Annotated in this window: 20 protein-coding genes and 1 pseudogene; 18 read left to right on the top strand and 3 right to left on the bottom strand. The window is 62.9% G+C overall.

The window, feature by feature from the left end:
- The first annotated feature begins 210 nt into the window (after positions 1–210).
- The 15 genes and pseudogenes from V5B60_RS15030 (at position 211) to V5B60_RS14965 (ending at position 15,336) form a co-directional block, all read left to right on the top strand.
- Entirely contained in the window at positions 211–3,801 is a 3,591-nt protein-coding gene (locus tag V5B60_RS15030; protein ID WP_332347802.1) for a helicase-related protein, read from the top strand.
- A 7-nt stretch (positions 3,802–3,808) separates the two neighbouring features.
- The gene (locus tag V5B60_RS15025) at positions 3,809–4,237 is read left to right on the top strand and encodes an AlbA family DNA-binding domain-containing protein (RefSeq protein ID WP_332347801.1); all 429 of its coding nucleotides are present in this window, start codon (positions 3,809–3,811) and stop codon (positions 4,235–4,237) included.
- A 128-nt stretch (positions 4,238–4,365) separates the two neighbouring features.
- Complete coding sequence (locus tag V5B60_RS15020) at positions 4,366–5,463, top strand: ISAs1 family transposase (RefSeq protein ID WP_332350581.1); 1,098 nt, start codon at positions 4,366–4,368, stop codon at positions 5,461–5,463.
- A 112-nt stretch (positions 5,464–5,575) separates the two neighbouring features.
- The gene (locus V5B60_RS15015; protein WP_332347800.1) at positions 5,576–6,283 is read left to right on the top strand and encodes an ATP-binding protein; all 708 of its coding nucleotides are present in this window, start codon (positions 5,576–5,578) and stop codon (positions 6,281–6,283) included.
- Positions 6,280–7,269, top strand: coding sequence for a ParA family protein (locus V5B60_RS15010; protein ID WP_332347799.1), 990 nt, complete (start codon positions 6,280–6,282; stop codon positions 7,267–7,269). Before V5B60_RS15015 ends, V5B60_RS15010 begins: the two co-directional genes overlap by 4 nt.
- Positions 7,270–7,372: 103 nt before the next feature.
- Positions 7,373–7,603, top strand: a complete 231-nt coding sequence (locus V5B60_RS15005) for an AbrB/MazE/SpoVT family DNA-binding domain-containing protein (protein WP_169069339.1) — start codon at positions 7,373–7,375, stop codon at positions 7,601–7,603.
- The gene (locus V5B60_RS15000; RefSeq protein WP_332347798.1) at positions 7,593–7,937 is read left to right on the top strand and encodes a type II toxin-antitoxin system PemK/MazF family toxin; all 345 of its coding nucleotides are present in this window, start codon (positions 7,593–7,595) and stop codon (positions 7,935–7,937) included. Before V5B60_RS15005 ends, V5B60_RS15000 begins: the two co-directional genes overlap by 11 nt.
- A 97-nt stretch (positions 7,938–8,034) precedes the next feature.
- Positions 8,035–8,907, top strand: coding sequence for an ATP-binding protein (locus V5B60_RS14995; RefSeq protein WP_332347797.1), 873 nt, complete (start codon positions 8,035–8,037; stop codon positions 8,905–8,907).
- A gap of 18 nt (positions 8,908–8,925) precedes the next feature.
- Entirely contained in the window at positions 8,926–9,288 is a 363-nt protein-coding gene (locus tag V5B60_RS14990; RefSeq protein WP_034898464.1) for an STAS-like domain-containing protein, read from the top strand.
- Positions 9,272–9,730 carry a hypothetical protein gene (locus V5B60_RS14985; protein ID WP_332347796.1) on the top strand — a complete coding sequence of 153 codons (459 nt, stop codon included), beginning with the start codon at positions 9,272–9,274 and terminating at the stop codon, positions 9,728–9,730. Before V5B60_RS14990 ends, V5B60_RS14985 begins: the two co-directional genes overlap by 17 nt.
- A 49-nt stretch (positions 9,731–9,779) precedes the next feature.
- Positions 9,780–10,100, top strand: coding sequence for an IS66 family insertion sequence element accessory protein TnpA (gene tnpA, locus V5B60_RS22275; protein WP_434735336.1), 321 nt, complete (start codon positions 9,780–9,782; stop codon positions 10,098–10,100).
- Complete coding sequence (gene tnpB / locus V5B60_RS14980; protein WP_332347795.1) at positions 10,097–10,450, top strand: IS66 family insertion sequence element accessory protein TnpB; 354 nt, start codon at positions 10,097–10,099, stop codon at positions 10,448–10,450. Before tnpA ends, tnpB begins: the two co-directional genes overlap by 4 nt.
- Before the next feature lie 80 nt (positions 10,451–10,530).
- On the top strand, positions 10,531–12,099 hold the full coding sequence (gene tnpC, locus V5B60_RS14975) for an IS66 family transposase (protein WP_332346285.1): 1,569 nt from the start codon (positions 10,531–10,533) through the stop codon (positions 12,097–12,099).
- A gap of 167 nt (positions 12,100–12,266) precedes the next feature.
- Positions 12,267–13,856, top strand: a pseudogene (locus tag V5B60_RS14970) (DUF1156 domain-containing protein); the annotation flags it as partial.
- Positions 13,857–14,367: 511 nt separating this feature from the next.
- Positions 14,368–15,336 (top strand): ISKra4 family transposase, encoded by a 969-nt coding sequence (locus V5B60_RS14965; RefSeq protein ID WP_332345952.1) that lies wholly within the window; start codon positions 14,368–14,370, stop codon positions 15,334–15,336.
- Positions 15,337–15,522: 186 nt separating this feature from the next.
- Here V5B60_RS14965 and V5B60_RS14960 read toward each other — a convergent pair whose 3' ends face one another.
- From V5B60_RS14960 to istA, 3 genes are read right to left on the bottom strand one after another with little or no spacing between them, the layout of a single operon-like run.
- Positions 15,523–15,765: a hypothetical protein gene (locus tag V5B60_RS14960; RefSeq protein WP_332346452.1), complete on the bottom strand. Its 243-nt coding sequence runs from the start codon at positions 15,763–15,765 to the stop codon at positions 15,523–15,525.
- Positions 15,762–16,523, bottom strand: coding sequence for an IS21-like element helper ATPase IstB (gene istB, locus V5B60_RS14955; RefSeq protein WP_332347472.1), 762 nt, complete (start codon positions 16,521–16,523; stop codon positions 15,762–15,764). Before istB ends, V5B60_RS14960 begins: the two co-directional genes overlap by 4 nt.
- Positions 16,510–18,009, bottom strand: coding sequence for an IS21 family transposase (gene istA / locus V5B60_RS14950; RefSeq protein WP_332346455.1), 1,500 nt, complete (start codon positions 18,007–18,009; stop codon positions 16,510–16,512). Before istA ends, istB begins: the two co-directional genes overlap by 14 nt.
- Positions 18,010–18,217: 208 nt before the next feature.
- Here istA and V5B60_RS14945 point away from each other — a divergent pair, with 208 nt between their 5' ends.
- The 3 genes from V5B60_RS14945 (at position 18,218) to V5B60_RS14935 (ending at position 19,416) form a co-directional block, all read left to right on the top strand.
- On the top strand, positions 18,218–18,469 hold the full coding sequence (locus tag V5B60_RS14945; protein ID WP_332347471.1) for a hypothetical protein: 252 nt from the start codon (positions 18,218–18,220) through the stop codon (positions 18,467–18,469).
- Positions 18,470–18,846: 377 nt separating this feature from the next.
- The gene (locus tag V5B60_RS14940; protein WP_332347794.1) at positions 18,847–19,086 is read left to right on the top strand and encodes a nucleotidyltransferase family protein; all 240 of its coding nucleotides are present in this window, start codon (positions 18,847–18,849) and stop codon (positions 19,084–19,086) included.
- Between the two features lie 120 nt (positions 19,087–19,206).
- Positions 19,207–19,416 carry a HepT-like ribonuclease domain-containing protein gene (locus V5B60_RS14935; protein ID WP_332350579.1) on the top strand — a complete coding sequence of 70 codons (210 nt, stop codon included), beginning with the start codon at positions 19,207–19,209 and terminating at the stop codon, positions 19,414–19,416.
- Positions 19,417–19,422 lie beyond the last annotated feature (6 nt).

The following is a 19,422-nucleotide window of genomic DNA, read 5'->3' as shown; positions in this document are numbered from 1 at the left end:
GCGCTGCAGCGCGCATGACGCCGACGCCAGCGTTGTGTGCTGTAGCGCTGCCCGGCTAGATCGTCCGCAGAACTGGCCATTCGTCACCTCCCGGAGGGGTAGACCTGCACGGTTCCCGCGCCAATCAAGAAATCCCGTGTCAGACACGCTGCGCTGATGGAAAATGGCCCTCTTCGGGAAGCGAACAACAACGACCCAATCCGATCGGCGATGAAACTTGAACAACTGCAGTCCAATGCGGCGATCCGCGGCATCGTTCCCGATGCACTGGTGACCGTGGTCAGCGTCCAGTGGTTCGGCTCCGAAGCCCTGGAGCTGACCTACAAAACGGCCGCCGGCCGCGTCGCCAACGAGCTCCTTTACCGCCACGACGAGGCACGACTGGAAGTCGTCGAGCAGGGCAGGCCGTGGAGCTTCGACGGCGACGGCGCACTCTTCCGGCTGGTTTCCGAGGCCCAGCGCATCCGGCTCGCGCATCTGTTCGACCCGGTGCTGGCCGTGCATACCTCCGTCGTCGACCCGCTGCCGCACCAGATCACTGCCGTCTACGAAAGCATGCTGCCGCGCCAGCCGCTGCGCTTCCTGTTGGCCGACGACCCTGGCGCCGGCAAGACGATCATGGCGGGCCTGCTGATCAAGGAACTGGCCGCGCGTGGCGACCTGCAACGCTGCCTGATCGTCTGCCCTGGCAGCCTCGCCGAACAGTGGCAGGACGAACTCTACCGTCGCTTCCACCTGCCGTTCGAGATCCTCACCAACGACAAGCTCGAAGCCGCACGCACCGGCAACTGGTTTCTCGAAACCAACCTGTGCATTGCCCGCCTCGACAAGCTCTCGCGCAATGAGGATGTGCAGCAGAAGCTGCAGGTGCCCGATTGCCGCTGGGACCTGGTGGTCTGCGACGAAGCGCACAAGATGTCGGCAACGGTGTTCGGGAGCGAGACCAAGTACACCAAGCGCTATCGCCTCGGCCAACTGCTGTCGACGCTCACGCGGCACTTCCTGCTGATGTCGGCAACCCCGCACAACGGCAAGGAAGCCGACTTCCAACTGTTCATGGCGCTGCTCGACGGCGACCGTTTCGAAGGTCGCTACCGGGATGGCGTGCACAGTGCCGACGTGTCGGACCTGATGCGCCGAATGGTCAAGGAGAGCCTGCGCAAGTTCGACGGCACGCCGCTCTTCCCCGAGCGAATCGCCTACACCGTGCCCTACAGACTCTCGGACGGCGAAGCCGCGCTCTACCGGGCGGTCACCGACTACGTGCGCGAGGAATTCAACCGTGCCGACGCGCTGGAAAACGACAAGCGCGCCGGCACCGTCGGCTTTGCCCTGACCATCCTGCAGCGACGCCTGGCTTCATCTCCCGAGGCCATCTACCAATCCCTGCGCCGCCGGCGCGAGCGGCTGGAAAGCCGACTGCGGGAACTGGAGATCCTGCAGCGTGGCGGCCAGGCCGCGACCATCCTCCCTGCGTCACTGCCTGCCCTCGACGGCGAAGACATCGATGACTTGGACGAAGCACCCGACAACGAAGTTGCTGCCGCCGAAGAAGAAATTCTCGACCAGGCCACCGCCGCGCGCTCGATCGCCGAACTGCGGATCGAGATCGAAACCCTGAAAGGGCTTGAACGTCAGGCTCTGGCAGTCTGCCGCAGCGGTACCGATACCAAGTGGTGCCAACTGGCCAGTCTGCTCACCGAAATCTTCACGCCGGCCGGCATCGGCCACCGCGTCGCCGAACCGCCCGCTCCCTATGGTGCCGGCGCGATCCCGCCACCCACCCCTTCGCCGCACCAGAAGCTGGTGATCTTCACCGAGCACCGCGACACACTCAACTATCTCGAACAGCGCATCAGCACGCTGCTCGGCCGCCAGGAGGCGGTCGTCATCATCCACGGTGGCATCGGTCGCGAAGAACGCCTCAAGGTGCAGGAGTCGTTCAAGCACGACCCCGAAGTGCAGGTATTGCTGGCGACCGACGCCGCCGGTGAGGGCATCAACCTGCAGCGCGCGCATCTGATGGTCAATTACGACCTGCCCTGGAACCCCAACCGGATCGAACAACGCTTCGGCCGTATCCACCGGATTGGCCAGACCGAGGTTTGCCACCTGTGGAAGCTGGTGGCGGACGATACGCGCGAAGGCGACGTCTACCGCCGGCTGCTGGAAAAGCTCGAACTGGCGCGCCAGGCCCTTGGCGGGCAGGTCTTCGACGTGCTCGGCAAACTAGCCTTCGAGTCCGACGGCAAGCTCATGTCGCTGCGCGAGTTGCTGATCAAGGCCATCCGCTACGGCGAGAAGCCCGAGGTCAAGGCCTTCCTCACGACGGTGCTCGATGTCGCGACGGATCGGGAGCACCTGCAGAGCCTGCTTGAAGAACGCGCGCTCGCCCACGACGCCATGGACGCGAGCCGGGTGCAGCGCATCCGCGAAGACATGGAGCGTGCCGACGCCCGCAGGCTGCAACCGCATTACATCGAGTCGTTCTTCCACGAAGCCTTCAAGCGGCTCGGCGGCACCGCCAAACAGCGCGAGCCCCGTCGTTACGAAATCACCCACGTACCCGCCGCGGTGCGCAACCGCGACCGCCTGATCGGCATCGGCAAACCCGTGCTGCCGCGCTATGAGCGGATCGCCTTCGAGAAATCGCTCGTTGCACCTTCGGGGCAACCGCTGGCCGCATTTGTCTGCCCCGGCCATCCATTGCTCGATGCCGTGATCGACCTGACGCTGGAGCGTCATCGCGATCTGCTGAAACGCGGCAGCGTGCTGGTTGATGAGCTCGATCCCGGAATGCAGCCGCGTGTGCTGTTCTACTTGGAGCACGCCATCCAGGACGCCGGCCTCACCCGCGCCGGTGAGCGTCGGGTCGTGTCGAAACGCATGCTCTATGTCGAAATGGACGCCAGCACGAGCACACGCCATGTGCACTACGCCCCCTATCTCGACTATCGGCCAATCGTTGCGGGCGAACCCGGCATCGAATCGATCCTCGACCGGCCAGAAGGCCAGTGGATCACGCGCGAACTGGAGAAACAGGTCCAGGCCCATGCCATCACCCAGGTCGTGCCGGAACACCTTGCCGAGGTCCGTGGGCGCAAACTCGAACTGATCACCCGAACTGAGGCCGCGGTCAAGGATCGCCTCACCAAGGAAATCACCTGGTGGGATCACCGTGCCGAAGAACTCAAACTGCAGGAGCAGGCCGGGAAACCCAATGCCAAACTCAACTCCGGCGAGGCACGCAAGCGCGCCGACCTCCTGCAGGGGCGGCTCGAAAAACGTCTGGACGACCTGAAACTGGAAGCGCAAATCTCGCCGCTGCCGCCAGTGGTACTGGGCGGCATGCTGGTGGTGCCGATCGGCCTGATCAGGGCCATGACCGGCCAAACATCAAGCACACCCACTTTGCCCGCAGACACACAGATCAGCGCCGCCCGCGCCCGGGCCATCATCATGGACATCGAGCGCCAGCTCGGCTTCGATCCCACCGATCGCGAATTCGAGAAGCTGGGTTACGATGTTGAAAGCCGCGTTCCCGGCACCGGCAAGCTGCGCTTCATCGAAGTGAAGGGCCGCGTTGCCGGCGCGCCGACGATCACCGTCACGCGCAACGAGATTCTCTTCTCGCTCAACAAGCCCGAGGACTTCATTCTTGCCATCGTCGAGTTCATCGACGAGACCAATCACAAGGTGCATTACCTGCGCCAGCCGTTCAATCGTGAACCGGATTTCGCGGTGACGAGCATAAACTACAACTTGGCCGAGTTACTGCAGCGCTCTGAGAAACCAAGGTAGGCACATCATGACTGAACAGGAATTGCGCGAGCTGATCGCGCACCATGAGGCCGATCGTGTCGAGTTTACGATTTCTACCAAGGACACGGACAAATTCTCGGAGGCGGTATGCGCTTTCGCCAACGATCTGCCCAATCACGGTCGCCCCGGTCATTTGATCGTCGGTGTGGACAACGCGGGCCAGTTCGCCGGAATTTCGGTTTCCGACGAGTTGTTGCGCAACCTTGGTGGCTTGCGCGACGACGGTGCCATACAACCGCTGCCCGCGATTTTCGTGGAGAAACTTTCCACGGCACAAGGCGAGGTTGCTGTCGTGACTGTACAGCCCGCCATGCTGCCGCCCGTGCGTTACAGGGGCCGCATCTGCATACGCAACGGTCCGAGACGGGGGTATGCAACCCAGGGCCTCCGCACTCGGACAGCATATTCTCCATAGTCATATCAGATATGGCAAACCCGTTTACATTCATGAGCTTATGCAAATAGCTTGTAAACCCTTCCCGAATCAGGTCTACTCTCGTCTTTTGGGCGACCGAAATGATTGTGACGAAGGGGGCAAGCCTGATGTGCTGCTTGAGGGAAGTGGACGATCCGCACAAACCGAGCAACGGGACGCTGCATGACTTCGTGGAGATGCTCGTGATTGCGATGGCAGCGGCGCTGTCCGATTGTGACACCATTGAAGACATCGTGGACTGGGGACGGACGAAAGAGCCTTGGTTGCGCAAGTTCTTGGTGCTGAAGAACGGTATCCCGTCCGAGGAGACGTTTCTGCGGGTGTTTCGAGCGCTGGACCCGAAGCAATTCGAGGCCGCATTCCGCCGCTGGGTGGTCGGGGTCGTCGGCGCGCTGAGAGGGGGTGTTGCGGTCGATGGCAAGACGGTGCGCGGTTCGGGCAGTGGCGGCGAGACAGCGATTCACATGGTCAGCGCCTTGGCGACCGAGTTGGGCATCGTGCTGGGACAGGAAAAGGTTGCCAGCAAGAGCAATGAGATCACGGCGATCCCGGAACTGCTCAAAGCGCTGTATATCAAGGGGTTGCTGGTCTCCATCGATGCCATGGGGTGCCAGAAGAGCATTGCCCGCCAGATCACGGACCAAGGGGGTGACTACCTGCTGGCGGTCAAAGGCAACCAGCCGACGCTGCTTGAAGCCCTCGAGACCGAGTTCATTGACCAATCTGGTTGCGACACGGTGAAACGTCACGGGCTCGCCCACAAGTCCCGTGGTCGAATCGTCGGACAAATTGCCTCGGTCCTGCCTGCGCACGGCATCGTTGATCTGGCTGATTGGCCCAAGTGCCGGACGATCGGTCTGGTCGACTCCCTGCGCCAGGTCGGCAACAACGAATCCAGCTTCGAGCGGCGCTACTACATCAGCTCTCGCGACCTGACCGCCGAGCAACTTGCTGTGTCCGTGCGAAGCCACTGGGGCGTGGAGAATCGACTTCACTGGGTGCTCGACGTCAGCTTTGGCGAAGATGCCAGCACCGTGCGCAAGGACAACGCTCCGCAGAATCTCTCACTCCTGAAGAAGATCGTCCTCAACCTGATTCGCCTGGATGCGGCCGACAACACCAAGACCAGCCTGCGCCGGACACGCAAACGTGCCGCTTGGGACGACGACGTTCGGCTCCGGATTCTCGGTCTCACGCCGCTATGACAACCGAGTGCGGAGGCCCTGGTATGCAACCGAGCACGAGGAACGAATCCTTATCGAGCGGCGGGTATCGCAAGCCAGGACCTTCGACGCGCAACCGTGCCTTGACAGTACAGTGGAAGATCTGGCGACTTCTCTTTTCGTCATCGATTATCTTCAACAGGCGGTGGCCGCGGACGTCATCGCAGAAAACAGGCGGTCGGTCGAGCAACAATTGGCCTCGCTGCGGTTCTTCGATCTTGGCAGGAAGTGCCCGACGCACGCCGGGATCATCCTGTTCGGCTTCGACGTTCGCAACTGGCTGCCCGGGGCCTATGTTCAGTTCCTTCGGGTGGGCGGCAATTCGCTCGCCGCTCCGGTACTCAATGAGCGGGAACTGAGCGGCGACCTGCTGACGGTGCTTCGTGAACTCGACGCCCTCGTCGACGCGCAATTGATCCAGTTTCCCGCCGCCGATGGCGCCCTGCGGGAGCGTAACGTCGAGTCCTACCCACGCATTGCCGTCCGCGAGCTACTGATGAACGCCATCATGCATCGGGACTATGCGTCGACAGCCCCCCTGAGGATCACATGGCTCGAGGATCGACTCGAGATACAGAGTCCCGGCGGGCTGTATGGCGAAGCGTCGCTGGCGAATTTTCCGCGGCAAACCAGCTACCGGAACCCGGTGGTCGCCGAAGCGCTGAAGGCCCTGGGCTATGTCAATCGTTACGGGCGAGGCGTGCTGCGCGCGCAGGATGCCCTGGAGAGGAACGGCAGCCCCCGGGCAGAATTTCAGTTCGATGCCGGCTACGTGCTCGCAACCCTTCGCAGGCGGCCATGAAGACCATCGCATTCTTCAACAACAAGGGTGGTGTGGGCAAGACCACGCTGGTCTATCACCTGGCGTGCATGATCGCCGAGCGGGGCGAGACTGTGCTGGCGGTGGACCTTGATCCGCAAGCCAACCTCACCAGCATGTTCCTGAGCGAAGACCAGCTTGAGCTTCTCTGGCCGAATGGCGAACATCCCGGAACGATATTCGGCGCGTTGCGCCCCATCATCCGCGGACTCGGTGATGTGCAGGCACCGCACATGGAGCAGATCAATCCACATCTTGGACTGGTGGTCGGGGACCTGGCGCTATCGACGTTTGAGGACAAGCTCTCCGACGCATGGCCGCGTTGCCACAATCGGGACGAATCGGCGTTTCGCACCATGACTGCCTTCTACCGGGGTGCGCGCCAGGCAGCGACACAATCCGGCGCGCAGTGGGTCTTGATCGATGTCGGACCGAATCTGGGCGCAATCAACCGTGCAGCGCTCATCGCCAGTCAGCACGTCGTGATTCCGCTTGGCCCGGACCTGTTCTCCCTGCAGGGTCTGCGCAATCTCGGGCCGTCGCTTCGCGCCTGGCGCGCAAGTTGGCAGGAACTGTCGGCCAAGAACCCCGATCCGTTGATCGAGTTGCCCTCGGGGCAGATCGAGCCATTGGGTTACGTGGTGATGCAACATGGCATGCGCGAGAACCGACCGCCCAAAGCATATCAGCGCTGGATCAACCGATTTCCCGACGAATACCGTGAATCGGTGCTGAACGAGCGACCGGGTGGCACGATAAGCGCCAGCGCAGACCCGTATTGCCTCGCGATGCTCAAGCATTACCGCAGTCTGATGCCGATGGCCATGGAAGCACGTAAGCCGGTGTTCTCCCTGAAACCGGCAGATGGCGCCATCGGCGCGCATGGAGAAGCCGTGCGCAATGCCTACGCCGACTTTCTCGCTCTCGCTCGACGAATTGCCGATCGTTCTGGCGTTGCGCTCCCCTGATCCCGACGTTTCACCTCGCCAGAGCCCGCCGACCTGCCTCCTTGATTCAGGCGACTGCCCGCTGTAGAGTAAGGATGTAATGCAATCCTTACTGGAGAACGAGATGCTCGCCGTTGCCAAAATCACTGCCAAGGGCCAGACCACGATCCCGCAGGACGTGCGCGCCGCACTGCATGTCGCCCCCGGCGACCTGATCGCCTGGGAAGTCGGCGCTGACGGCACGGCGACCGTCCGCCGCGTGCAACCGCTGGACCTCGAATACCTGCGCGCTGTCGAAGGCACGCTCTCCGAGTGGTCGGGCAGCGCCGACGAGGAAGCCTATCGTGAGCTTTGAACGCTTCGCGGTCGTCCGCGTGCCGTTTCCCTTCACCGACCGCAACGCGACGAAGAACCGCCCGGCGCTGGTGCTCTCGGACGCCGCGGCTTTCAACATTCCGGCCGGCCATTCGGTGATGGCGATGATCACCTCGCAGGCCAATGCCCCCTGGCCGCTCGACTGCCCGCTCGCCGATCTCGCCGCCGCTGGCTTGCCAGCGCCGTCGATGGTGCGTTTCAAGCTCTTCACGCTCGACCATCGCCTGGTGCGGGGCGAACTCGGGAAACTCGCGGCCAGCGATGCCATGGCCGTTCGCGTCGGACTGGCCCGTTTGCTGGAAGGGGAAGTATGAATCGATACGTGCCAGAAATAATCTCAACAGTGTTGAGACTTTTGCAAGGAGATCCCGTGCCCACCGCCCGCGGCCGTGCTTTCCGGGCCGATTTCCTATGACCGGCAATCCAGCCAAGGTGGCTCTGGGCGAGATCCGCAGCAACGAACTGGGATTCTCACGATTGGCAGTGCTTGCGGCTGCCCTGGATAGCTATCTGCTAGATATCGTCGACGTGGATTTCTCGGCCTGCACCTGGTTCGACGCCAACATGAGCGCGCCACTCGGCGTCGTCTTTGCTCATGCCCTGGATAACCTGAACACGCTCAAGCCTTGTGGGCTTCGACAGGGTGTCGAAACCATTCTTGCCAAGAACCACTTCCTTACCGGATTCGGGTTTCCAGAAAAAGCCGATACGCATGGCACAACGATTCCGTACCACCGCTTTTCGGCCACCGACGACCGCTACTTTGCTGCCTACCTGAACAGACATTTGCGCGGCAAGGATCTGCCGATCATGTCGGAAGCCTTGTCGCAGCGCTTCAAGAACAGCATCCTGGAGATTTTTGTCAATGCGGCGATGCACTCTGACAGCAAACTGGGCATCTTTGCCTGCGGCCAGTATTTCCCACAACAGAATCGCCTCGATTTCTGCGTTGCCGACGCAGGTCTCGGAGTTCGCCGCAAGATTTACAAGGAGCTTGGGCTAAAAATGAACTCCGACAAGGCCATCAATTGGGCGTTGCAGGAGGGCAATACAACTCGAAAGGGAAGCGTCCCCGGAGGACTCGGCCTTAAGCTGATCCGGGAATTCATTGCCATGAACAAGGGCCGCATCCAGATCGTATCAGACAGAGGCTACTGGGAATTCAGTCCACGGGGCGAAACCTTGACACGCATGGACACTTCATTCCCGGGAACCGTAATCAACATAGAAATCAACACGGCGGACACCAGCAGCTATCGTTTGCGCGCCGAACCGAAAAACTGAACAGGGGGGATTGCAACCATGGCTGATCGCGTCACACTGAAAATATTTGACATTGTCGGCGGCCCGGTATGGGTATCCACCGACGATGGTCAAAAGGTCTTCGACAAAATCGTGGCCGCGTTCAAGGCCAATCGTGCTGTCGAGCTTTCGTTCGCCAACCGGGAGAACCTGATCACGGCGTTTCTCAATGCCGCGATCGGCCAACTCTACGGTGGCCAATATGACGAAGCCTTCCTGCAGCAACATCTCGCCTTTGCCGACATCTCTGACGACGACCGCGCAATGCTCGGACGCGCCATCGAAAACGCCAAGCGCTACTTCGCCAACCAGCAAGCCTATGACCAAACCTGGCAAGAGGTCATCGATGAAGACGAAGAATAGTGCGCACGACGCGGCGGCCTACCCTTACCAGGTGGGCGAGCAAATACTCATTGATGCCAATGTTTGGCTCTACCTACTGCCGCCCGCGTCGCAACCCACACCATCATGGGCGGCCGCCTATTCCGGTACGTTTGCTCGTCTCTTGCAGGCAAAGGCGCAGCCGGTAGTCGATGCTCTGGTCTTGAGTGAATACCTCAACCGCTACGTGCGCATTGAATACGACGCGACATGGAAAAAAGCTTATCCGAGGTTCAAGGACTTTCGGCAATCCAATGACGGCGCCAATGTCCTTCAGTCAGCCGTGGCCGAGGTCAAGCAAATCCTGAAGAACAGTTCATCGCGTGACACCCATCTGGAAAATATCGACATGCCTGCGGTACTCGGCGCTGTGCAGAGCGGCACCGTTGATTTCAACGTAAGCGTCCATCCCGACCACCTGTAAAACCCGCGAGAAGTGGAGCAACCTCCAGGTTTTTTTTCAGGAGGAAGAGATGGACAAGGCAGGGGAACGGGAAGCGCGGTGGCGGGGGCATGTGGACGCCTGGCGGGCGAGCGGCGGCAGCCAGAAGGCGTACTGTGAGCAGCACGGACTGAGAAGCCATTCGCTCAGTTACTGGCACCTGCGCTTGGCGAAGGGTCCAGGATCGAGCGGAGCGAGAAGCCCACTGACCCTGGTTCCTGCAGTGAGGGTTGCCAATGCCGTGGCCTCAACGCCGAGCCTGTCGCTCCACAGCCCCCAGAGCTGGCGACTCGACTTTGCCGCGTTGCCACCGGCTGGGTGGTTGACGGCCCTGTGGGGAGAGCGCGCATGAACGCGCCGCTCGGGGCGGTGCCCGAGCGCATCTGGCTGGCCGTCGAAGCGGTGGACATGCGCCTGGGCATTGATGGCCTGTCAGCCCGCATCCAGGCTAGTCTTGGGCGCAGCCCCTGTGACGGCACCGCCTACGCCTTTACCAACCGGCGCCGCAGCCGGCTCAAACTGCTGGTCTGGGACGGCACCGGCGTCTGGCTGTCGCAACGCCGGTTGCACCGTGGCTCCTTCACTTGGCCGAGCGCCAGCGACCCGGTCTTCGCCCTCACTGCGGCGCAATGGCGTTGGCTGATCGCCGGCGTAGACTGGCAACGCCGGGACGCGCCCGCACCCGCCAGCTGGCACGTGTAAGGGCGCACTGTATTTTGCACAAAGCACGCAAAATCCGTGTCTTAGACGTCCTTCTGAGCATCTTGATGGTATAATTCACCATGGATTTAGCGAGCGAACTTGCCTCCTTCTCACCCTCGCCAGAACTGGTTTTCTGGGCCGAGAATCGGCTCGGTGGACTGCTCGAACAGGTCAAGACCAACGCCACGGAGATTCGCTGGCGCGATGCCAAGATCGAGAAGCTGACCCTCGAACTGGCCTATTTGCGGCGGATGAAGTTCGGCGTCAAGAGCGAGTCCCTGGCCGCCGGCGAACGGGACCTCTTCGACGAAACGCTCGCTGCCGACCTGGCCGCCTGCGAAGCCCGCCTGGCCGAACGGCGCCAGGCGGCCGAAATGGGGCCGCATCAGCTGCCCGCCGAGAAACCGAAACGCGACCGCGCCGGCCGTCAGCCCCTGCCCGAGGAACTGCCGCGTGTCGAGCACCTGCACGAGCCGGAAACCTGCACCTGTGGGCAATGTGGTCAGGCCCTGGTGCGGATCGGCGAGGACGTGACCGAGAAGCTCAGCATCGTCCCTGCCGAGTTCTTCGTCGAGCGCCACATCTATCCCAAGTACGCCTGCCGGCCCTGCGAAACCCTCACCGCCGCACCGGCTGTGGCTTCGGTCATCGACGGCGGTCTGGCGACACCGGCCTTGCTGGCCTGGGTGATGGTCAGCAAGTACGCCGATCATCTGCCCCTCTACCGTCTTGAACGGCAGGCCGCCCGCTCGGGGGTGACCCTGTCGCGTTCGACGCTGGCCGACTGGGTCGGCCGCATCGGCGTCGCCCTGGAACCGCTCTGGCTGCGTCTCGCCGAACTGCTGCGCCAGGGGACGGTGCTGCATGCCGATGAAACCCCGGTGCAGCAACTCGATCCGGGCAATGGCAAGACCAAGCGGGCCTATCTCTGGGCTTATCGCAGCAATGCCTTGGCCAGCGATCCGCCGATCGTCGTCTTCGACTACCAGCCCGGCCGGGGTGGGAAGTATGTGGCGGAGTTCCTCGCGGACTGGCAAGGTGCGCTGATGGTCGATGAGTTCGCCGGCTACCAGGCGCTGTTTCGTGGCGAGGTGATCGAACTCGCCTGTCTGGCCCATGCCCGGCGGAAGTTCTTCGACCTCCATCAGGCGAATCGCAGTCCCCTTGCCGCGGAGGCCCTGCGCCGCATCGGCGAGCTGTATGCCATCGAGGACGCGGCGAAAGGGAAGGCGGTCGAGGAACGCGCCCGACGACGAAAGGAAACCAGTCAGCCGCTGCTCGAAGCCCTGCACCTGTGGCTCCAGAACACTCGCCGATCGGTGGCCGACGGCGGTGCCCTGGCCAAGGCGATCGACTACAGTCTGCGGCGCTGGCCGGCATTGGCCCGGTACGCCACGAACGGTTTCTACCCGATCGACAACAACCCGGTCGAGAATGCCATTCGCCCGATCGCCATCGGGAAGAAGAATTGGCTGTTCGCCGGTTCCGAGGCGGCAGGCCAACGCGCCGCGGCGATTCAATCGCTGCTCGAAACCGCCCGCCTGAACGGCATCGAGCCGATGGCCTGGCTGACCGACACCCTGGACAAACTCCCCTCCTGGCCGAACAGCCGCATCGACGAGTTGCTGCCGCTCAAAAAGCCAGTGTGATCCTGCGCGCCCAGGGGTGGGTGCGCTGAACGCTTACATTTCAACGACGGTTTGCTGATCCAGAACTGTCGGTTGAATGGTTGGAAGCTTCTCACCCACGACGGTGATATGACGCTGGGCGGGATTGATCTTCTGACCACGAACAAGAAACTCTTGAACGCTTGTCCATGACGCCAAAGAAAAAACTCATCGAAGTCGCGCTGCCGCTGGAGGCGATCAACATCGCCAGTGCGCGCGAAAAGTCCATCCGTCACGGCCACCCGAGCACCCTGCATCTGTGGTGGGCGCGGCGGCCGCTGGCGGCGGCGCGGGCGGTGATCTTTGCGCAGATGGTCGACGACCCGTCGGCGCATCCCGACATCTTCCCGACGGAGAAAAAGCAGGAGAAGGAGCGGCAACGGCTGTTCCGCATCATCGAGGATCTGGTCAAGTGGGAGAACACGACCAACGAGACCGTGCTGCAGCAGGCGCGCGACGAAATCTGGCAGAGCTGGCGCTATACCTGTGCCGAGAATGCCGACCATCCGCGCGCCAAGGAGCTCTTCGACCGCTACAGGCTGCCGGCTTTTCATGACCCGTTCGCCGGCGGCGGTGCGCTGCCGCTCGAAGCGCAGCGGCTGGGGCTGGAGAGCTACGCCAGCGATCTGAATCCGGTGGCGGTGCTGATCAACAAGGCGATGATCGAGATCCCGCCGAAGTTCGCCGGCAAACCGCCGGTGAACCCCGTTGCGCAGCGCCAGAAAGCGCAGATGGACAAGAGCTGGCGAGGCGCGCAGGGACTGGCCGAGGACGTGCGGTACTACGGCCAGTGGATGCGTGACGAGGCCGAGAAGCGCATCGGTCATCTCTACCCCAAGATCGAGGTCACGGCAGCGATGGTGCAGGAACGGCCGGACCTGAAACAATACGCGGGCCGGAAGCTGACGGTCATCGCCTGGCTGTGGGCGCGCACGGTCAAGAGCCCGAACCCGGCCTTCGCCCACATCGATGTGCCACTTGCCTCGACCTTCATGCTCTCGACCAAGGCCGGCAAGGAAGCCTATGTCGAACCGGTGATCGAAGGCAGTGGCTATCGCTTCACGGTGAAGGTGGGCAAGCCGAGGGATGTGGAACGAGCGAAGAACGGCACCAAGCTCGCACGGGCGAATTTCGGATGCCTGATGTCTGGCGCACCGATTTCCGGCGACTACATCAAGGCCGAAGGTAAGGCTCGACGCATGGGCGCGCGGTTGATGGCCATCGTTGCTGAGGGTGATCGCGGACGGACCTATCTGGCTCCGACGCCGGAAATGGAAGCCATTGCTCTGAGCGCGCAGCCGACGTGAAAACCCGAGGGCGACATTCCGACGCGAATGACCGGCGGCAACTGCACGCCGTACGGACTGACTACCTGGGGCGACCTCTTCACCCCCCGGCAACTCGTCGCGCTGACGACCTTTTCCGACCTGGTGCAGGAAGCACGCGAGCGGGTGAAGAGTGATGCCATCGCCGCCGGCCTGCCCAACGACGGGAAAGCCTTGGCGGAAGTGGGCGCTGGCGCAACGGCGTATGCGGATGCGGTGGGGGTGTATTTGGCATTGGGGGTCGATAAAGCGACGGACTACAACTCCACGCTTGTTGCGTGGAGCCCAACACGCGATCAAGCGAAAAGTACGTTTGCAAGACAAGCTCTTCCGATGATCTGGGATTATGCCGAGGTGAATCCACTGGCAGGAGCGGCTGGCGACTTCCGAGTCTCACTGGAAGGTGGCGTGCGCTTGGGTGCAATCGGAAGTGCGACTGACGCCGGGGCGAGGTGGTTGGCGGTTGCATTCGGCACTAGACAATTGGGCGGAGGTGGGGTAAATAGTGATGGGTTACTTCAGCTTGGAGCGAGACCCATGACAGAAAGGTGGTCGGAAATGGAGGGGCGACTCAAGCCGAGTCGGGGTTTGGAAGAGCGGTTTAGAGATCATCCCGAGCTCCAAGCCAAGATCGAGTCGTTGCTGGCGGTGGTCGAGAATGCGGCCGGCGATGTTGAGAAGGCGGCGGAGGCGGAGCGGCGGGTGACGGAGGAATTGCGGCAGTTGGGCAACGAAGCGTTGCACGGCTGGGCGCGACGGCAAGCGCAGCGGAAGGAAGAAGAGGTGGCGCAACAACCGGGCGTGCAGCGGAAGGAAAAAAAACGTCTATTGGCAGACCCGGTACGGACAGATCGAAGTAGCGGAGCAGGTCTTCCGGCAAGGGACGCGCGGGCCGGAGATCCGGCCATTCACGCGTTCGGCGGAGGTGGTCTGCCGGGGCTGCTCGGAGCCGCTGCAGCGAGCGATCGTTGATTTCGGGGCGGACGCGCCCGCGGCGCGCATTCCGCAGAAGCTGAAAGAGCACTACGGTATCGAGGTGTCCGCCAGTACGTGCTGGCCGATCGTCTTGCGGCATGCCGCGACGATCGACGAGCGCCCGAAAGCGGCGGCAAAAATCCCGGCACGAGACGGCGTAGAGCAGTTGATCGGCGAGATCGATGGGAGCATGATTCCCGTCGTGGAGACGGCCGAATCGGACGACCAGAGCGCGAAAGTGGACCGCCGCAAGACCCGCCGGGTGGGCTGGAGGGAAGCGCGTTTGAGTCTGGTCCATGCGCCGGGCTCCGTCACCCCGGTGTTCGGCGCCACCGTGGGCCCGCCCGACCAGGTCGGAGAGACGCTGTTGCGCACGGCGGTTCAGGCCGGACTGGGGCGTAAGACCAAGGTCCATGCGGTCAGCGACGGCGCCGCATGGATTGCGGATCAGGTGAGTGAGCAATTCGGACTGCAAGGCCACTTTCTCGTCGATTTCTACCATGTCTGTGACTACCTGACGGCCGCAGGGGACACGATCGCCGGCACGGCGGCGAGGGCTTGGCTGGAAACGCAGAAGGATCGGCTGAAACAGAACCGCCTCCAGGACGTCGTCGAGGAACTGCAGCGATTCGTCGAGGACGACACCGTTCCCGATGCCAACGCCCCGGTGCGCGCGGCGCATCGCTATCTCACCAATCGCCCGGGGCAGTTCAACTATCAAGACGCGCTCGTGGCCGGGCTGCCAATAGGGTCCGGCGAAATCGAAAGCGCACACCGTTACGTCATCCAGGACCGTCTCAAGCGGGCCGGCGCTTGGTGGAAACTGAAAAACGCCAAGCACATGCTGGCGCTGCGTGTCTGCCGCGCCAACCAGGAGTGGGACCGCTATTGGCAGTCCACACGTCAACAGGCCGCCTGATCCACAGTCGCACTTCCGATTGCACCCCGTGCGCTTCCTTAGCTCGTCAGCTACGCCAGCTTGTGTTAGTGGCTGCGAAGAACCGCGGATATCTGGCGCGCAAAGATGGCGAAGAATGGTTGACTGTTGAGGTCGACATAAAAAGGGGCCGCTGAGGCCCCTTGAAGTCTGAGCGACCGGCGATGTTCAGAATGGGGGTTCGTCAGGCCAGTCGTCGGCTGTGCTGTGGTTACCGGGAAGTGTTTCGCCCGGACCGGTGCGTTCATCTCGCAGCAGATCGAGGAGCGCGAGGTCGTAGTGGGCCCAGATGCGGTCACGCAGATCTTCGAGCAGTTCGACGACGGCCAGCGCCTGCTCCGGGGTCCAGTCGGCACAGATCAGGAAATCGAGCCCAGCGCCCAGTCCGGAAGGCAGGTGATAAGGCTTCATGCGGCAGCCCCGACGGTGGATCGACGTTTCTGGGTGCGCTGCTCCGTCCGTTCCTGCGCCTCCTTGCGCCGATAGGATTCCCCCTTGATGGCGACGATCTCGGCGTGATGAACGAGACGATCGATCAGGGCGACGGTACAGGCCGCATTGGGGAAGACCTCCGACCACTCGGAGAACGAACGGTTGGTCGTGATCAGCGTGCTGCGGCACTCGTGGCGCCGGTTGACCAGCTCGAAGAGCAGATCGGCGTGGCGGTTCGAATACGACAGATAGCCGACCTCGTCGATCACCAGCAGCGCCGGCGCCGCATAATGACGCAGTCGCCGGCGCAGAGCCGAATCGCTGTCGATCGCTGCCAGGTCGCCGAGGAGCTGACCGGCGGTGGTGAACAGCACCGTATGCCCGGACAGGACGGCCCGGTGTGCGATGTTACGGGCGATCGTCGACTTGCCCAGCCCACTCGCCCCGACCAGAATGGCATTGCTCGCGCTCTTCAGGAACTCCAGGCTCATCAACTCGCTGATCGCTGTCCGATCGCACTGCTCCGGCCAGTCCCAATCGAAATCCGCGAGCGGCTTGAAGCGACCGATGTGCGCCTCGGCGAGACGGCGCTCCAGACTGCGCCGGGCCCGTTCGGTCTCCTCCCAAGTCAGCAAGGGCTCGACCCAAGCGCACTCGGCCAGCTCCGACCAATGCGCCAGCAAGCCGTGCAGATGCAAGGCTTCCGCCCGTTTGCGCAAGGCCTCACTCGGGATCATCGGTCGCCCCCGTCAGCCGGTCGTAGGGTTCCAGCCGATGCGGCCGGACCGGCGTATCGCGGCGCTGCAGGTGCTCGGGCAAGGGGATCTCGACCGGTGGCGGCCGGTCGGTCGCTTCGCGCCGGCGCTCCAGCGCCAGGCGCACCGCATTCAGGTGCGGCACCTGACGGGCCAAGGCCTCCTCGATGCCCGCCCGCAACTCGCTTGCACCGTAGCGATCGAGCAGACGCAACAGCGCCGCCGTGATCGTTCCCAGATTCGCCCCCCGGCCGGCCGCCTGGACGAGCAACTCCCGGCTTTCCGGTACCGCCCGCGTCAGCCGGTCGGTCCCCCGGTGCAGACTCGCTTGGTGCTTCTGTTCGACCAGCGTCGCGATATGGGCGGGATCCTCGATGCACTGCCCCCGGTCATAACTGCGCCGGTGCGTCGCCAGTAGCGTCGGCCCATCGACGATGCGCACTCGCAGCGGGTCGGCGACCACCGTCAGCGTCTGCTGCACCTGCTCCGGCGGCACCGAATAGTCATTCAGGTCGAAGCGCACATAGGGCGTCTTGCCGACCTTCACCGCCACCTGCTCATCGGTCGGATACGCATGCTCCGGCAGCGCCAGCAGATGGGCGGCTTCCAGCGCGAAGGCTTCGCGCACGCTCAGCGAAGGGTCCTCGGGGCAACGCCGGTCCGCCGCCTCTCCCGAACACCAAGCTTCCGCCCGTGCATTGAGGTCCGCCAGATCCAGGAAGCTGCGACCGGCGAAGAAGGCTTCGCGAACATAGCGAATGGCCCTTTCCACGCGCCCCTTCTCATTGCCCCGCGCGATCGCCACCGGGCGAGGCTCGTAGCGATAATGACCGGCGAACTGCAGTAGGGTGGGATTGAAACGGATCGCCTGCCCTTGTCGCTCGAGGACGGCGCTCTTGAGGTTGTCGTACAGCAGCACTCTCGGCAGACCCCTCCAGGCGTCAAACGCTCCGACATGGCCGCGCAGGAAGTTCTCCATGCGCGCATCGAGAAAGAAGCGCAGATAGATCATGCGCGACCACGCCAGCACCATCACGAAAGCCAGCAGTGCCCGGCGAGCGCGGCCGATTTCCAGGTGGCCGAAGTGCCCCCAATCGACCTGTGCCTGTTCGCCGGGCAGCGTCGAGAGCCGCAGGTAGGCTTCCGCCTTCGGTCGCGGACGATGCAAGGCGACCAGATGACGAAAGTGATCGGGACCGCCGGAGTAGCCGCGTTCCTTGACCATGACGTACAGCCGCCTGGCCGTCAGGGTCGGAAACTGCGCCAGGGTCGCGTGGATCAAGGGCAGGTAGGGGTCGATGCGGGAAGGCCGCGGCGCGATGCCGGTGCGTGGCAGACCCGCCTGCGTCAGGACACGCCGGACGGTGCCATGATGGACGCCCAGCTGGCTGGCGATGGTGCCGATGCGCCAGCGCTCGGCATGGTAGTAGCGCAGAATCTGCGCTTGCGTATCAGTGGAAATGCTCAACTCGGGTTCCTCTTCGATCAGGTGAGATAGCGGATGGAACCCGGCAGCTGCCCAGGAAGCCCTGCCTGAGCCAGCCCGAACAGCGCATCCCGCAGAAATGGCAGCGCACCGTCCGGGAAGGGGCGGTCGAACCGACTGCCGCCGGTTCCGGGCCCACTGCCGAGTTCGCCGGCAGTAAATCATCTGGTGCCGGTGGCATAGAACCCTGATGCGTCACATTCTGCTGACGCAGCCGGTAACGGCGGTTTCTTTCGGCATGCTTGAGGCGGCCATTCCGGCTCTTCTGGTAACGGCGGCCGGCTGCCTGGAGGGAAGCGCGGCGGGCCGCCTCGGCGCAGCCAGCAGCACAGTAGATCTGGCCCCGGTCGCAGCGGCTGCAGACGACGACCTGGGTGCGGCAGCAATGGCACAGGAAGAGTCGGCCGGTGGCTTCCATTGGCGGTTCCCGTCACGCCAATGAGCTATCGACAGGAAGACGCCGCTCGTGAAATACTCTCCCTGCACCCGTGCCCAGCACGGTGTGGGGCACGACATCGGCGTGGACTTTGCGGGTTTGGCCGGTGTCGTGCCCGTTCTCCTTGGCGGGTCCTTTTTACCGCATCGCGAGCGGGCTTATCATCCCCGCCTGCAACCCTTGGCCGCATCCGCGGCAGGTTTCCCCGATGGCCGCCGCGCGGCAGGAGGGCGCGTCTCCAGTCGCCCTTCGGGCTCCTTCCGACGCGCCCTCCTGCCGCACCATCGGTCGCCCAGCCGCCCCGAAACCCCAATCCGTCTCGACCATGGACCATCCCTCCCCGGTCACATCCTCGACCGCTCGCAGCCAGTTATCGGCGCTTCTTGACCACCATTGACAGCTCGCAACTCAAGGGAACGGCCCGCCCGGACAGCGACGTGGACCTGCTGGTGGAGTTCGATCCGGATCATGTTCCCGGTCTCCTGGGCATCGCCGCGATGGAGCTGACGCTGTCGGAGATGTTGGGGGGCCGCAGGGTCGACTTGCGTACCGCGCAGGATCTCTCCCGTTACTTTCGGGACGAAGTGGTGCGCACGGCAGAGGTGCAGTATGTCGCCGCATGACCGCTGGCGCCTCCAGCACATGATCGAGGCCGCCGAAAGCACGCAGAAATTCATAGCCGGTCGCGAGCGTGCCGATCTTGACAGGGATCAGATGCTTGTTTTCGCCATCGTGCGGTTGAAATCATCGGCGAGGCGGCGAGCAAGATCTCCGAGGAAAAACGAATTTCGCATCCGGCGATTCCCTGGAAGGCCATCATCGGCATGCGCAACCGTTTGGTCCATGCCTACTTCGATATCGATGCCAGCATCGTCTGGGTGGCGGTCACCGAGGAGATACCCGCCTTGCTTCGTCAACTGAAAACGCTTGCGGCAAGCGAACACGGCGGATAGGGATCG

Source organism: Accumulibacter sp., from assembly GCF_036625195.1.
GTDB lineage: Bacteria > Pseudomonadota > Gammaproteobacteria > Burkholderiales > Rhodocyclaceae > Accumulibacter.
Note: the sequence above shows the minus strand (reverse complement) of the source record. Positions and strands in the feature narration are given on the sequence as shown.

What these genes read in the sequence shown, in the direction of transcription:
- V5B60_RS15030 (WP_332347802.1), top strand. Translation starts at nt 211, where the DNA reads ATGAAACTTGAACAACTGCAGTCCAATGCGGCGATCCGCGGCATCGTT.
- V5B60_RS15025 (WP_332347801.1), top strand. Translation starts at nt 3,809, where the DNA reads ATGACTGAACAGGAATTGCGCGAGCTGATCGCGCACCATGAGGCCGAT.
- V5B60_RS15020 (WP_332350581.1), top strand. Translation starts at nt 4,366, where the DNA reads ATGTGCTGCTTGAGGGAAGTGGACGATCCGCACAAACCGAGCAACGGG.
- V5B60_RS15010 (WP_332347799.1), top strand. Translation starts at nt 6,280, where the DNA reads ATGAAGACCATCGCATTCTTCAACAACAAGGGTGGTGTGGGCAAGACC.
- V5B60_RS15005 (WP_169069339.1), top strand. Translation starts at nt 7,373, where the DNA reads ATGCTCGCCGTTGCCAAAATCACTGCCAAGGGCCAGACCACGATCCCG.
- V5B60_RS14995 (WP_332347797.1), top strand. Translation starts at nt 8,035, where the DNA reads ATGACCGGCAATCCAGCCAAGGTGGCTCTGGGCGAGATCCGCAGCAAC.
- V5B60_RS14990 (WP_034898464.1), top strand. Translation starts at nt 8,926, where the DNA reads ATGGCTGATCGCGTCACACTGAAAATATTTGACATTGTCGGCGGCCCG.
- V5B60_RS14985 (WP_332347796.1), top strand. Translation starts at nt 9,272, where the DNA reads ATGAAGACGAAGAATAGTGCGCACGACGCGGCGGCCTACCCTTACCAG.
- tnpA (WP_434735336.1), top strand. Translation starts at nt 9,780, where the DNA reads ATGGACAAGGCAGGGGAACGGGAAGCGCGGTGGCGGGGGCATGTGGAC.
- tnpB (WP_332347795.1), top strand. Translation starts at nt 10,097, where the DNA reads ATGAACGCGCCGCTCGGGGCGGTGCCCGAGCGCATCTGGCTGGCCGTC.
- tnpC (WP_332346285.1), top strand. Translation starts at nt 10,531, where the DNA reads ATGGATTTAGCGAGCGAACTTGCCTCCTTCTCACCCTCGCCAGAACTG.
- V5B60_RS14960 (WP_332346452.1), bottom strand. Translation starts at nt 15,765, where the DNA reads ATGAAGCCTTATCACCTGCCTTCCGGACTGGGCGCTGGGCTCGATTTC.
- istB (WP_332347472.1), bottom strand. Translation starts at nt 16,523, where the DNA reads ATGATCCCGAGTGAGGCCTTGCGCAAACGGGCGGAAGCCTTGCATCTG.
- V5B60_RS14945 (WP_332347471.1), top strand. Translation starts at nt 18,218, where the DNA reads ATGCGTCACATTCTGCTGACGCAGCCGGTAACGGCGGTTTCTTTCGGC.